Genomic DNA, 12555 nt, shown 5'->3' with positions numbered 1-12555 from the left:
CGCTTGGCCGGACAATCGGCTACAAGGACCCCGGAATTGCTGCCGGCATAGCGGCCTATCCATAAGGACGGGCCGGTGGTGGTCGTGATTTGTCGAACCACGAAGTCTTAACGTTGTGGTGCGAAACTGATGGATGGTTTCATCTGCCGGAAGCGCGCGACAATGCCAGTACTAGTCGAAGTAGAGGTCTGAGTGATGCCGCTGCGTTCCCTCTCGTCTTCCCGCACTGTCGCGACGCGGCTCGCGGTTCGCGCCGTCGCCATTGCGCTGATGGCGTCGCCGCTGGCCGCCTGCGGTTTCTGGGATGACGATCCGGGTTACAAGACCCAGGCGACCGATCCGCCGGATCTTCTCTACAATCAGGGTCTGGTCGCCATGAAGGCGGGCGACTATTCGAAAGCCTCGAAGCGTTTCGAGTCGCTCGACAAGCAATATCCGCAGACCGAATGGCAGAAGAAAGCCATTTTGATGATGGCTTATTCGAATTATACGTCGGGCAATTACGACGATGCCATCACCTCGTCGCGCCGCTACGTGACCTTGTGGCCGACCGACAAGGATGCGGCCTATATGACCTATATCTGGGCCAACTCCCAGTATAAGCAGATCCCCGACATCACACGCGACCAGGATCGGGCCAGTCAGGCGCTAGCCGGCTTCCAGAAGGTCGTCACCGACTATCCCAAGTCGGAATATGTCGCCGACGCCAAATTCAAGATCCAGGTCGTACGCGACCAGCTCGCTGGCAAGGAAATGGAGATCGGTCGTTTCTACCAGAAGCAGCAGAACTATACCGCTGCGGTCAACCGTTACAAGGCTGTGGTCAAGGACTATGCTCAGACCCGCCAGATCGAGGAAGCGCTGAGCCGTCTGACGGAATGCTATATGGCCCTGGGCCTTTCCAGCGAGGCGCAGACCGCCGCCGCCATCCTTGGCCACAACTATCCCAACAGCCAGTGGTACAAGGATGCCTATACGCTGGTGAAGTCGCATGGCCTGGAACCGCGCGAAGACACCGATTCCTGGCTGAGCCGGACGTTCCGCAGCGCGATCACGCTCTAAGGCGCTGGCAACGACTGTCGAATTCGTAAAGGGCCGGTCGCAAGATCGGCCCTTTGCTTGTGAGCAGCCTCATGTTTTGTCATGCGGCGCAGGCGCAAGCCCGGTATAGAGGCTGTCATGCTCGTTCAACTGGCCATTCGCGATATCGTCCTGATCGACCGGCTCGACCTCGAATTCATCTCGGGCCTGTCCGTGCTGACCGGCGAGACTGGGGCCGGCAAATCGATCCTGCTCGATGCCTTTGCCTTGGCACTCGGTGGCCGGGGAGATGGCTCTCTGGTGCGGCACGGCACCGGCCAGGGCCAGGTCAGCGCGGTTTTCGATGTTTCGGTCGATCATGCCGCCCGCGCTGTGCTGAAGGCGAACGATATCCCGGATGACGGCGATCTGATCCTGCGCCGTGTGCAGATGGCTGATGGCCGTACCCGCGCTTTCATCAACGACCAACCGGTGAGCGTGCAGGTGCTGCGTGCCACGGGGGCTGCCCTGGTTGAGATCCACGGCCAACATGACGACCGGGCTCTGACTGATCCCGCTTCCCACCGCGCCCTGCTCGATGCCTTCGGAGGGTTGGAGGATCTGGCGGCCAATGTGGCTGGTAAGCATGCGGCCTGGCGCAAGGCGACGCAGTCGCTGGCACAGCACAGGGCCCGGCTGGAAAAGGCACGGGCGGAGGGCGACTGGCTGCGCCATTCGGTCGACGAACTCGGCAAGCTCGACGTCCAGCCTGGCGAGGAAGAGGCCTTGGCCGAGCGCCGCACCCATATGATGCAGGCCGAGAAGATCGCCGTCGACCTCAAGGAGGCCTATGACGGGGTTGGCGGCAATGGCTCTCCCACGCCGTCGCTGGCGGCCATCATCCGGCGTCTCGAGCGACGCGGGACCCAGGCGCCACGCCTGGTCGAGCCGGCCATCGCCTCGCTGGACCAGGCGCTCAACGCCTTGGAAGAGGCCCGCATCGCGCTGCAGACGGCATTGGATGAAGCCGATTTCGATCCGGCCGAGCTGGAACGGCTGGAAGAACGCCTGTTCGCTCTGCGCGCCGCCAGCCGCAAATATGACGTCTCCGTCGAGGATCTGCCGGCGTTGGCCGAGCGTTATACGGCCGATCTCGCTGCCCTGGACGAGGGGGAGGGGCAGCTCCAGACCCTGGAGCAGGCCGATCGTGCCGCCCGTCTCGCCTATGAGGCTGAGGCCGCGGTGCTCTCGGACAAGCGCCGAGCCACCGCAGGCCAGCTCGACGCCGCTGTCAACGGTGAATTACCACCTCTGAAGCTCGATAGGGCGAAGTTCACCACCTCGGTCGAGAGCGACAAGACCCTGGCTTCTCCCGATGGTTTCGACAGGGTCGAATTCTGGGTGCAGACCAACCCGGGCACCCGCCCGGGTCCGATGATGAAGGTGGCGTCGGGGGGCGAGCTCTCGCGCTTCATGCTGGCCCTGAAGGTGGCGCTGGCCGATCGCGGTTCGGCGCCGACCTTGGTGTTCGACGAGATCGATTCCGGTGTGGGCGGGGCCGTCGCCGATGCCATCGGCCAGCGTCTGGCGCGGCTGGCGGGCAAAGTGCAGGTCATCAACGTCACCCATGCCCCTCAGGTGGCGGCGCGCGCCTCCACCCATTTCCTGATCGCCAAGGAGGCCGAAGGCAAGGACAGGGTCGCCACCCGCGTCTCTCCCCTGGACACCGACAAGCGGCGCGAGGAGATCGCCCGCATGCTCGCTGGCGCTCATGTGACGGATGAAGCACGGGCTGCGGCGGATCGGCTGTTGGCGAGTGGAGGCGGCGCCGTCCGGTCGATACAGCCGCGATAGTCTTCAAGGCCGTCAGTCGCATTTCGGTGTGCCGATCTCCAGATCGGCACGGGTTAGGCTCGGAATTTGCGTGGTCGAGACGAAGCCACATCTAGGTTGGTATCAGCCCCATTCCTTGCCTCATTTCGATTCACCAGAGGCAACGCAGTTCGTTACATTTCGATTGGTGGACAGCCTTCCCACGAATTTCGCCAATCCGATCGATCGAATGGAGCTCAATCGGCGACAGATCGAACGGGAACTAGATAGGGGGCTTGGTGCATGTTGGTTAGGGATGTCCCAGATTGCGCACCTCGTGCAACAGGCCTTGTTTGCCTTCGATCAGGAGCGCTATCGTTTGTGGGCATGGTGTATCATGCCCAATCATGTGCATTGCCTATTCGAGACTATTGAGGGACATCGGCTCGGCGATATCATCCGATCCTGGAAGAAATACAAAGCCCTAAGAGCGAACCGCGTACTTCAGAGAGACGGAGCCTTTTGGCAGCGCGACTATTTCGACCGTTTCATGCGAAACGAGGAGCAATTCGGGCGAACTATCGACTATATCGAGCGCAATCCCGTGAAAGCGGGACTTTGCCGTCATCCGATCGACTGGAAATGGTCAAGTGCGCGTTTTCGGTCGGGCGAATAGGCCGATCTGGAGATCGGCCCACCGACGCGCAACCCGCTCCGTCCCTCTGCCCCGATTGGAATGGTTGTGTTAAGCCACAGCAAAGCAATGCATCGGTTGGCCTGCCATGAACACTTCCAAATCCGTCTCCGACCTCTCGCTCGCCGAGGCCCGCACTGATTATGAGGCGCTCGCGGCGCGGTTGATCGAGGCCGACAAGGCCTATTTCCAGAACGATGCGCCGATTCTCAGCGATGCCGATTACGACGCCCTGCGTCGGCGCTACACGGCGATCGAGGAGCTTTTCCCCGAGCTCAAATCGGCCGAGAGCCTGTCCGACAGAGTCGGCGCGGCGCCGTCGGAGAAATTCGCCAACGTAAGGCACCGCGTGCCGATGCTCTCTTTATCCAACAGCTTCTCCGATGAGGATGTCGAGGAGTTCGTGGCTCGCATCCGCCGCTTCCTGGGCCTTGGCGAGAGCGATGATGTGGTTGTAACCGCTGAACCCAAGATCGATGGCCTGTCCTGCTCGCTGCGCTATGAGAAGGGCAGGCTGGTGGTGGCCGCCACGCGGGGCGATGGTGCCGAAGGCGAGGACGTCACTGCCAATGTCCGCACCATCGGCGACATTCCCAACGTGCTCAAGGGCAATGTCCCCGAGACTTTCGAGGTGCGCGGCGAAGTCTATATGAGCCACGCAGATTTCAATGCCATGAATGAGAGGCAGGCGGCTCTCGGAAAGCCCCTGTTCGCCAATCCGCGCAACGCGGCGGCCGGCTCGCTGCGCCAGCTCGACGCCGCCATCACCGCCAGCCGCCCCCTGCGCTTCTTCGCCTATGCCTGGGGCGAGGTGAGCGCCCTTCCGGCCACCACGCAATTCGAGGTGGTGAGGGCTTTCGCCGACTGGGGCTTTGCCGTGAACCCCTTGATGGTACGCTGCCACGGTGCGGCTGACCTGCTTGTCCACTACCGGATGATCGAGGCCCAGCGCGCCACCCTGGGCTATGACATCGATGGCGTGGTCTACAAGGTCGATCGGCTCGATCTGCAGCAGCGGCTCGGCTTCGTCTCGCGCTCGCCGCGCTGGGCGACGGCGCATAAGTTCCCGGCCGAGAAGGCAACCACGCTGCTGCAGGGTATCGAGATCCAGGTGGGACGCACAGGAGCTTTGACGCCGGTGGCGAAGCTCCAGCCGGTTACCGTCGGTGGCGTGGTCGTCTCCAATGCCACCCTGCACAATGAGGACGAGATCGCCCGCAAGGATGTGCGTATCGGCGATACCGTGATCGTGCAGCGGGCCGGCGACGTCATCCCGCAGATCCTGGGGGCCGTGATCGAGAAGCGCCCGGCGGACGCCGTTCCCTATGTCTTCCCTGAAACCTGCCCTTGTTCGCTGAAGACCCCCGTCGTGCGCGAGGAAACGGTGACGGGCGGGGAGGGGGCCGTGCGGCGCTGCTCGGGCGAATTCGCCTGTCCTTTCCAGAAGATCGAGCATCTTAGGCACTTCGTGTCCCGCCGCGCCTTCGACATCGAGGGGCTGGGCGAAAAGCAGATCGCCTTCTTCTTCGAGAATGACGATTTGCCTATCCGCGAGCCCGGCGACATCTTCACTTTGGCAGTCCGTGACGGCCAGAATCTGAAGAAGCTGAAGGATCGAGAGGGTTTTGGCGCGACCTCCACCAAGAACCTGTTCGCGGCCATCGATGCCCGCCGCGAGATCGCGCTGGAGCGTTTCCTCTATGCGCTCGGCATCCGCCATGTCGGTGAGACCACGGCCCGCCAGCTCGCCCGCGCCTATGGTTCCTGGCAGGCCTTCGAGCAGGCGGCGCTGCGCATCGCCGCCAAGGACGAGGAGGCCGGTGCGGAGATGGATGCAATCGACCAGATCGGCGAAACCGTGGTGGAGGCCATCGGCGCCTATTTCGCCGAGAGCCACAACCTTGCCATCCTCGGACGGCTGACGGCGGAGATCCGCATCCTCGATGCTGAAAAGCCCCGCTCCGAGAGCCCTGTCGCCGGCAAGACGGTGGTGTTCACCGGGGCGCTGGAGCGCATGAGCCGTGACGAGGCCAAGGCCATGGCCGACCGGCTGGGCGCGAAGGTCTCGGGCTCCGTCTCCAAGAAGACCGATCTCGTGGTAGCCGGCCCCGGCGCCGGTTCGAAACTGGCGGATGCGCAAAAGCACGGCGTCAAGGTCATCAATGAGGATGAATGGTTCGAGCTCGTGAATGGAGCGGAACACGACGAATGACCAGGATGCGTAGACTTTGCCTCGGCCTTCTGCTGGCATCGGGGCTGGCGGTGCCAGCCCTGGCGGCCGAAACCTCGCCCGAGGCGATAGTGAAGCAGATCTATTCGGGAAAGACGCCCGAGACGAAGGGCATCGACATCATCGGCGATGTCAAGCTGCGTGCCAAATATCTCAGCAAGGACCTGGCCGCCGCAGTGAAGAAGGATATCGACGAATCCACCAAGTCGGGCGAGGTGGGAGCGCTCGATTTCGATCCGGTGAGCGATTCACAGGATCCGATGATCAAGGATTTGAAGATCGAGCCTGCTTCGCTGCAGGGTGACCGGGCCCAGGTGGGCGTGAGTTTCAATCGCGGTGATCCCAAACGCGACGAACTCGTCTACGACTTGGTGAAGGAAAACGAGCAGTGGCGTGTTTTCAACATCTCGAAGAAGGGCAGTACTGAGGAGGCTTGGTCCCTTCGTCAGATGCTGTCCTTGAAATAAAGGCGGCCGCTACGGCGGACGCAACTTTCATCCAAGCAATTTGCCGACAAAGTCATTATCTTGTGGCGATGCCGTCGGAATCCACTGCCTTCACCACACTTGGGGATGCCGCCGAACGGGGCGATGCCGTTCGGTTCTGGCGCGAGCAGCGCTATGATGGATTGGAATGCCTGAGCGCGATCTTCCGCCGGCACCGCTATGTGCCCCATACCCATGAGACCTATGCCATCGCCGCCGTGCTCGATGGTTGCGAGGCATTCTCGCATCGCGGTGTCAGGCATTATGCCTCGCCGGGAAGTTTCGCGATGGTCTGCCCCGATGAATTGCATGACGGCGAGCCGGCGGGCGAGGGCTTCGTCTACCGCGTACTCTACCCCACCGTCGATCTGATGCGCTCAATTGCCGAGGACACCTTCGGCCGTTCGACCGCCGGCACACCTTGGTTCGATCGCTCGGTGATCGAGGATCCTGCTCTGGCGGCTGACCTGGTGGAGCTGCAGATTGCACTCAGCGATCCCGCCGTAACCCTGCTCGAACGGGACGCCAGGCTCGGCCGCTTCTTTTCGGCCTTGCTCGGGCGTTGGGGCGGACATGGCGAGCCGATCAAACTCGGTGACGAGAGCGGGCCGCTTGCCAAGGCGCGCGCCTATCTGGACCAGCATTTCGAGCGCGATGTCGGCCTCGACGAGCTTGCCGCTGTGGCCGGCCTCAATCGCAGCCATCTGGTGCGCTCCTTCCGCAAGGCGATGGGGACCACGCCGCATGCCTATCTCACCGACCGGCGCTACCGGGCGGCCCGCCGCCTGCTGGCGGCAGGCGAAGGGCCGGCCGAAGTGGCTGCTGCCTGCGGCTTCTACGATCAGAGCCATCTCAACCGAGTGTTCAAGGCGCGCATGGGTGTGACGCCGGGCGCTTTTCGCGGGTGATGGAGCGTCAGCCTCCGGCCGACAAACGTTGGCCAGAGGCTGACACTCCTGATGCAACTTTTGTCCAAGACTGGCGATTGCGTTGTGCTTAATCAGGGCGCTCCATCAGGAGTTGTCCCTTGTCCGCCCGTTCCGAAATCCGTTCCGCGCTGATCGATATCGCTCCGCCCGCCCTGGCGGCGATTCCGATCGGCTTCCTGTTCGGCGCCATCGCTGTCTCCAAGGGCCTGTCGCCGGCCGAGATCGCGCTGATGTCGACAACCGTCTTTGCCGGCAGTGCGCAATTCGCTGCCCTCGAACAATGGGTGCAGCCGGTTTCCATCCTGACCTTGGCCTTCGGCACCCTGCTGATCAATTGCCGCCATATCCTGATGGGGGCCTCGTTGACACCCAAGACGGCGCTGTTCTCGCCCGCCCAGCGTTTTCTCGGCTTCTTCATGATGGCCGACGAGAACTGGGCGATGTCGGAGCGCCGGGCCGCTAGGGCCGAGCTGACGCCGACCTATTATTTCGCCATGTCGGTGTTCTTCTATCTCAATTGGGCGCTGTGGAGCTCGGCGGGCGGGCTCGTCGGCCAGCTTCTGGGCGATCCTGCCCGCTACGGCGCCGATTTCGCCTTTACGGCCCTGTTCATCGGGCTGATCGCAGGCTTTTGGGAAGGGCGCAGCTCGGCGGCGACCATCCTCACCAGCGCCGTGGTGGCGGCGCTGGTCTATTTGAAGATCGGGGCACCCTGGCATGTGCCCGCGGGCGCCCTGGCGGGCATTCTGGCTGCCTTCCTGACGGGCCATCCCGGCTTCCTGGCCGGGCCTCCCGGCCATAGCAAGCTCGACACCAAGGAGGCCATCGATGTCGTTTGATCCCCATACGGTCGCTGCCATCCTCACCATGGCCTTGGTGACCTACGCCACCCGCATCGCCGGCATCTTCCTGGGCGGCCGCCTCGCTCTGGCGGGCCGCACCAAGGCCGCCTTCGACGCCATCCCGGCAGCCGTGCTGGTTTCCGTGATCGCTCCGGTCGCCCTGGCGACCGGGCCGGCCGAAACCATCGCCGCCGGCATCACCGCTGTCTCCGCCACCCGCATGCCCCTGCTCGTCACCATTGCGGTCGGCGTGGTCAGCGTGGTGCTGTTGAGGATGGCCATGGGGTGAGGAGGGTCTTCAGACCCGCCTCTTCGTTAACGCTTGAGCGTCGCAAGGCTGACCCGAAGGCTAGCGCCCCGATTAACCGATCGCCTGCGTAACCTGCTCCAGCCACTGGCGCTCCGGCTCGTCGAGCAGAGGGGCGAGCGTCTCGCGCACCTGGACATGGTAGGCGTTGAGCCAGTCGATCTCTCTTTGGGTGAGCAGGGACGATACGATCGGCCTGGTGTCGATGGGCGCGAGGGTGAGCGTCTCGAAGCCGTACATGGTGCGCTCGGCGCCCTTGATCTCGATCTCTTCGACCAGGACGAGGTTCTCGATGCGCACTCCGAAGGCGCCGACCCGGTAATAGCCCGGCTCGTTGGACAGGATCATGCCGGGTTCCAGCGGCGTGGTGCCGAGCTTGGAGATGCGCTGCGGCCCTTCATGCACGGAGAGATAGGAGCCGACGCCATGGCCGGTGCCATGGTCGAAATCGGTACCTATCTCCCAGAGCGCGACGCGGGCGAAGCTGTCGAGCTGGGCGCCCGAGGCGCCCTTGGGGAAGCGCGCCAGGGAGATGGCGATGTGGCCCTTGAGCACGCGGGTATAGCGGTCCTTCATCTCGGGCGAGACCTCGCCTACCGCGATGGTGCGAGTGATGTCGGTGGTGCCGTCGACATATTGCGCGCCTGAGTCGATCAGGAAGAAGCCAGGCGTCACCGGGCGGTTGCTGGCGTGGCTGACGCGATAATGCGGCAAAGCGGCGTTCGGCCCGGCCGAGGAGATCGAGGGGAAGGAGAGGTCCTTCAAGACGCCGGTGCCTTCGCGGAAGCGCTCCAGGGCCTCGGCCACCGAGATCTCGGTTTCCTTGCCGGCAGGCACGGCCTGCTCGAACCAGGCGAGGAAGTTCACGAAGGCGACGCCGTCGCGAATATGGGCGGCCCTGGCGCCGGCCCGCTCGGCCTCATTCTTGACGGCACGCAGGAGGGCCACGGGATCGCCGCCCTTCTGCACCTTGCCGCCGGCCTGCTCGACCAAGGTGGCGAAATGCTCGACCACCATGCCGGGATCGAGCCGCACCGTCTTGCCCTTCACGCTTCCAGCGAGCACGGCCTCTATCTGGCGCGGCTCGGCGATCGCCATATGCTGGGCGAGATCGTCCCGCACCGCGTTGGAAAATTTGCGGCCATCGGCGAACAAGGTCGGCTGTCCCTCCGCGGGCACCAGCGCGTAGGAGAGGGGCAGGGGCGTGTGGGAGACGTCGCCGCCGCGGATGTTGAAGAGCCAAGCGGAGGCATGGGCATCGTTGGTGAAGACGGCGTCGATCTTCTGCTCGCGCAATTTGGCCTGCAGGCGTTCGACCTTGGAGGAAACGCTCTCGCCAGCCAGAGCGACGTCATGCAGGATGATCTGGGCGAGGGGCGGGGCAGGACGATCCGTCCAGATGGCGTCGACCGGGTTTTCCGTGACAGCAACGAGACTTGCGCCCGCCTTCTCGCAGGCGGTGCGAAGACGTTCGACCTCGTTCATCGATTGAAGATGCGGATCATAGCCGAGTTTCATGCCAGGCTTGAGCACGGCGCCGAGCCATTTTTCCGGCGGCTCTTCGATGAGATGGCGCGGCGTGTATGTCGAGGTGTCCACCTGCTCGCGCACCTGTACGGTGTAACGCCCATCGACGAAAATCGAAGCCTGGTCCTTCAGGACGATGGCGATGCCGGCTGATCCCGCAAAGCCGGTGAGCCAGGCGAGGCGTTCTTCCGAGGGCGGGCAATATTCGTTCTGATGCTCGTCGGAGCGAGGAACCACGAAGCCGTCGAGGCCCGAGGCGGCGAGCTTGTCGCGTAACGCTGCCGCGCGGGATGGGCCGAGGCTGGGCTGGGAAATTTCGTCGAAGGACTGAAAAGCCATTTGATCACCCTTGAAATATAATTGCCTTCTCCGGCAGGCGGATGAGGGAGAGACGCGCCCTTGCAGACTTGGCGCCAACACCTCTCATCCGGCGGCCGCCACCTTCTCCTGCAAGGGAAGAAGGGAATGGTTTTGCTTGCTCACAGCTTCTTTGGCTTGCCACCGCCATACGACAGCACCAGCGTTGTCCATTCGTCGATCTTGATCTGGCGGATGAGATGCAGCCCCTGGGCGCGATATGCCGCCAGTGCGGCATTGGCATGGGAGTGGAGCAGACCCGAGAGGATCACTGTGGCGCCGGGCGCCAGGAGGCGGCTCATCGGTGCCGCCAGGCGGACCAGCGGGCCCATGAGGATGTTGGCGAAGACCAGATCGAACGGCTTGTTGGTCTGCATGGCGCGTGCGGTGGTGCCGCGCGCCACGAAACTCTCCACATAGGCTCCGGCCTTGTTGAAGCGGATATTGTTGCGCGCGGTGGCGATGGCAACCGGATCGATGTCAGAAGCCAGGACGCGCAGGCGCAGGGCGCGCGCAGCCGCGATGGCGAGCACGCCGGTGCCGGTGCCGATATCGAGCGGCCGGCTCGGGCGCTTGCGCTTGAGGAGATCGTCCAAAGCGAGGAGACAGCCCCGCGTGGTGCCGTGATGACCGGTGCCGAAGGCCAGGGCCGCTTCGATCTCGATGCCGATGGTGTTTCCAGGCACGTGCTGCCGATCGTGGCTGCCATGGACGGTGAAGCGGCCTGCACTGACTGGCGCGAGGCCCTCGAGGGAGGCGGCGACCCAGTCCTTGTCGCCGAACGCGTCGAAGATCACCTCCATGTCAGGGCCGGCCGCCAGCGCGATCAGGTCCCTTACGGAAGCTTCGTCCGGCTCGGTGCGGAAATAGACCTCGACCAGCCAGGGGGGCTTGGCCGTGCCGTCTTCCCTCTCGAAGGCGGCAATCGCCGTTTCCGTGGGATCGAAGGCTTCGCCGAGCAGGTCGGCGATGCGACGGGCGCGCATCTCGTCGGTGACGATACGCGCGACATGAGTGGGATTGTTGGGATGAAGACCTTCGAGCATGTCGCTTGGCTATCGCGCCGATCGCCGAAGGGCAACGGAAATCGCGATTAACGCGATGTTGTTTCCTGCAGCCCCAAGCTCCCTAGCCGCCGAAACGCTGGAAGCGTTCGCGCAGGGCCCGCAACTGTTCCACGCCGGCATTGGCGAAGGCGACCCGCATATGTCCTTCGAGGCCTGGGCCGAAATAGGGACCCGGCAGGCAGAGCACGCCGGCCTTCTCCACCAACTCCTTGACCACGCTCGCGGCGGTATGGCCATGGAAGGGATGGTGCAGGAAGGCGAAATAGGCGCCCATCGCATCGATCCGCCAGCCGTTGATGCCCTCGAAGGCCGCGCGGAAGCTGGCTGCCCGCCTGTCGATTTCCAGGCGATTGGCTTCACGCCATTCCGTCAGGCCGTCGATGGCCCAGGCGACGGGGGCCTGGGCGGCGCGCGGTGCGCAGATCTGCAACGTGTCGAGAACCTTGCCGACTTCGGCCGCCACGGCGGGGGCGGCGACGAGCGCGCCCAGTCGATGGCCGGGAATGCAGTAGCTCTTCGAAAAGGAGTAGAGATAAATCAGCGTGTTGTCGAAATCACCGGAAGCGATGAGTCCGTGCGGCCTACCGGCGACGAAGTCCCGATAGGTCTCGTCCAGGATGAGGAAGAGGCCACGTTCCCGGCACAGGCGCGCAAAGGCTTCGATGGTTTCAGGCGGGTAGACGGCGCCCGTCGGGTTGTTGGGCGTAACCAGCAGGATCGCCCGCGTGGTGGGATCGATCAGTTCGGCGGCGCTCTCGACATCCGGCACGAAGCCGTTTTCAGGCGGGCAGGACAATGCCCGAGCCTCGATGCCGAGCATGTCGAGCGTCATCTTGTGATTGAAGTACCAGGGGCTCGGCAACAGGATTGAGTCACCCGCCTTGGCCACTGCCAGGGCCGCGACGAAGAACGCCTGGTTGCAGCCGGTGGTGATCGAGACGGTCTGCCAGTCGACCTTGCCGCCATAGAGGCTGGAGAGGTGCGCGGCATAGGCCTGGCGCAGAACCGTATCGCCCTCGATCGGGCCATAGCTCGCGCTCGATGCCGCGCTTGCATTGCGGCCGAGCCGCTCCAGCAGCTCCGCATGCGGTGGATAGCCCGGAACCGCCTGCGAGAGGTCGATCAGCGGGCCCGCCGCGCCGTCATAGTCGCGCGCCCAGGCCTGCGCTTCCGGGATCGGCGGGGTGGCGGTGTCGAGGAGATTGGGATTGATGGCGGGCAGCGTGCTCATGGGCCCTTAAATGCCTGCGGCGCATTGACCTGACAAGTGGATTCCAGATGGCCG

General features: G+C 63.7%; 11 protein-coding genes. 8 read left to right on the top strand and 3 right to left on the bottom strand.

The genetic code is table 11. The features are described 5' to 3' along the window. Window positions 1-195: 195 nt before the first annotated feature. The 8 genes from AB4037_RS29960 to AB4037_RS29925 all read left to right on the top strand — a co-directional run bounded on the left by AB4037_RS29960 (window position 196) and on the right by AB4037_RS29925 (window position 8301). Window positions 196-1062: an outer membrane protein assembly factor BamD gene (locus tag AB4037_RS29960; RefSeq protein WP_434955754.1), complete on the top strand. Its 867-nt coding sequence runs from the start codon at window positions 196-198 to the stop codon at window positions 1060-1062. A 117-nt stretch (window positions 1063-1179) separates the two neighbouring features. Further along, the gene (gene recN / locus AB4037_RS29955; RefSeq protein ID WP_441773989.1) at window positions 1180-2874 is read left to right on the top strand and encodes a DNA repair protein RecN; all 1695 of its coding nucleotides are present in this window, start codon (window positions 1180-1182) and stop codon (window positions 2872-2874) included. 70 nt (window positions 2875-2944) lie between these two features. Continuing rightward, window positions 2945-3508, top strand: a complete 564-nt coding sequence (locus tag AB4037_RS29950) for an REP-associated tyrosine transposase (RefSeq protein WP_441773988.1) — start codon at window positions 2945-2947, stop codon at window positions 3506-3508. Window positions 3509-3614: 106 nt separating this feature from the next. Further along, window positions 3615-5738, top strand: a complete 2124-nt coding sequence (ligA, locus tag AB4037_RS29945) for an NAD-dependent DNA ligase LigA (protein ID WP_441773987.1) — start codon at window positions 3615-3617, stop codon at window positions 5736-5738. A gap of 5 nt (window positions 5739-5743) precedes the next feature. Further along, window positions 5744-6223, top strand: a complete 480-nt coding sequence (locus AB4037_RS29940; RefSeq protein WP_434955758.1) for a DUF3828 domain-containing protein — start codon at window positions 5744-5746, stop codon at window positions 6221-6223. 68 nt (window positions 6224-6291) lie between these two features. Then, window positions 6292-7149, top strand: coding sequence for an AraC family transcriptional regulator (locus AB4037_RS29935; protein WP_434955759.1), 858 nt, complete (start codon window positions 6292-6294; stop codon window positions 7147-7149). Between the two features lie 119 nt (window positions 7150-7268). Continuing rightward, entirely contained in the window at window positions 7269-8009 is a 741-nt protein-coding gene (locus tag AB4037_RS29930; protein WP_434955760.1) for an AzlC family ABC transporter permease, read from the top strand. After that, window positions 7999-8301, top strand: coding sequence for an AzlD family protein (locus AB4037_RS29925; RefSeq protein ID WP_434955761.1), 303 nt, complete (start codon window positions 7999-8001; stop codon window positions 8299-8301). Before AB4037_RS29930 ends, AB4037_RS29925 begins: the two co-directional genes overlap by 11 nt. 72 nt (window positions 8302-8373) lie before the next feature. Here the strand turns inward: AB4037_RS29925 and AB4037_RS29920 are convergent, their stop codons facing one another. From AB4037_RS29920 to AB4037_RS29910, 3 genes are all read right to left on the bottom strand, one after another. After that, the gene (locus AB4037_RS29920; protein WP_441773986.1) at window positions 8374-10185 is read right to left on the bottom strand and encodes an aminopeptidase P family protein; all 1812 of its coding nucleotides are present in this window, start codon (window positions 10183-10185) and stop codon (window positions 8374-8376) included. 140 nt (window positions 10186-10325) lie between these two features. Continuing rightward, complete coding sequence (locus AB4037_RS29915; protein ID WP_434955763.1) at window positions 10326-11249, bottom strand: 50S ribosomal protein L11 methyltransferase; 924 nt, start codon at window positions 11247-11249, stop codon at window positions 10326-10328. Window positions 11250-11331: 82 nt separating this feature from the next. After that, on the bottom strand, window positions 11332-12501 hold the full coding sequence (locus tag AB4037_RS29910) for an aminotransferase (RefSeq protein ID WP_441773985.1): 1170 nt from the start codon (window positions 12499-12501) through the stop codon (window positions 11332-11334). Between the last annotated feature and the right edge of the window lie 54 nt (window positions 12502-12555).

Source organism: Labrys sp. KB_33_2 (assembly GCF_052114505.1).
Lineage (GTDB): Bacteria > Pseudomonadota > Alphaproteobacteria > Rhizobiales > Labraceae > Labrys.
This window is presented reverse-complemented; position numbering and strand designations above follow the sequence as displayed.

Excerpts from the sequence above, each read along its gene's own strand:
- AB4037_RS29915 (WP_434955763.1), bottom strand. The coding sequence starts at position 11,249 with ATGCTCGAAGGTCTTCATCCCAACAATCCCACTCATGTCGCGCGTATC.
- AB4037_RS29940 (WP_434955758.1), top strand. The coding sequence starts at position 5,744 with ATGCGTAGACTTTGCCTCGGCCTTCTGCTGGCATCGGGGCTGGCGGTG.
- AB4037_RS29925 (WP_434955761.1), top strand. The coding sequence starts at position 7,999 with ATGTCGTTTGATCCCCATACGGTCGCTGCCATCCTCACCATGGCCTTG.
- AB4037_RS29920 (WP_441773986.1), bottom strand. The coding sequence starts at position 10,185 with ATGGCTTTTCAGTCCTTCGACGAAATTTCCCAGCCCAGCCTCGGCCCA.
- AB4037_RS29910 (WP_441773985.1), bottom strand. The coding sequence starts at position 12,501 with ATGAGCACGCTGCCCGCCATCAATCCCAATCTCCTCGACACCGCCACC.
- AB4037_RS29935 (WP_434955759.1), top strand. The coding sequence starts at position 6,292 with ATGCCGTCGGAATCCACTGCCTTCACCACACTTGGGGATGCCGCCGAA.
- ligA (WP_441773987.1), top strand. The coding sequence starts at position 3,615 with ATGAACACTTCCAAATCCGTCTCCGACCTCTCGCTCGCCGAGGCCCGC.
- AB4037_RS29960 (WP_434955754.1), top strand. The coding sequence starts at position 196 with ATGCCGCTGCGTTCCCTCTCGTCTTCCCGCACTGTCGCGACGCGGCTC.
- recN (WP_441773989.1), top strand. The coding sequence starts at position 1,180 with ATGCTCGTTCAACTGGCCATTCGCGATATCGTCCTGATCGACCGGCTC.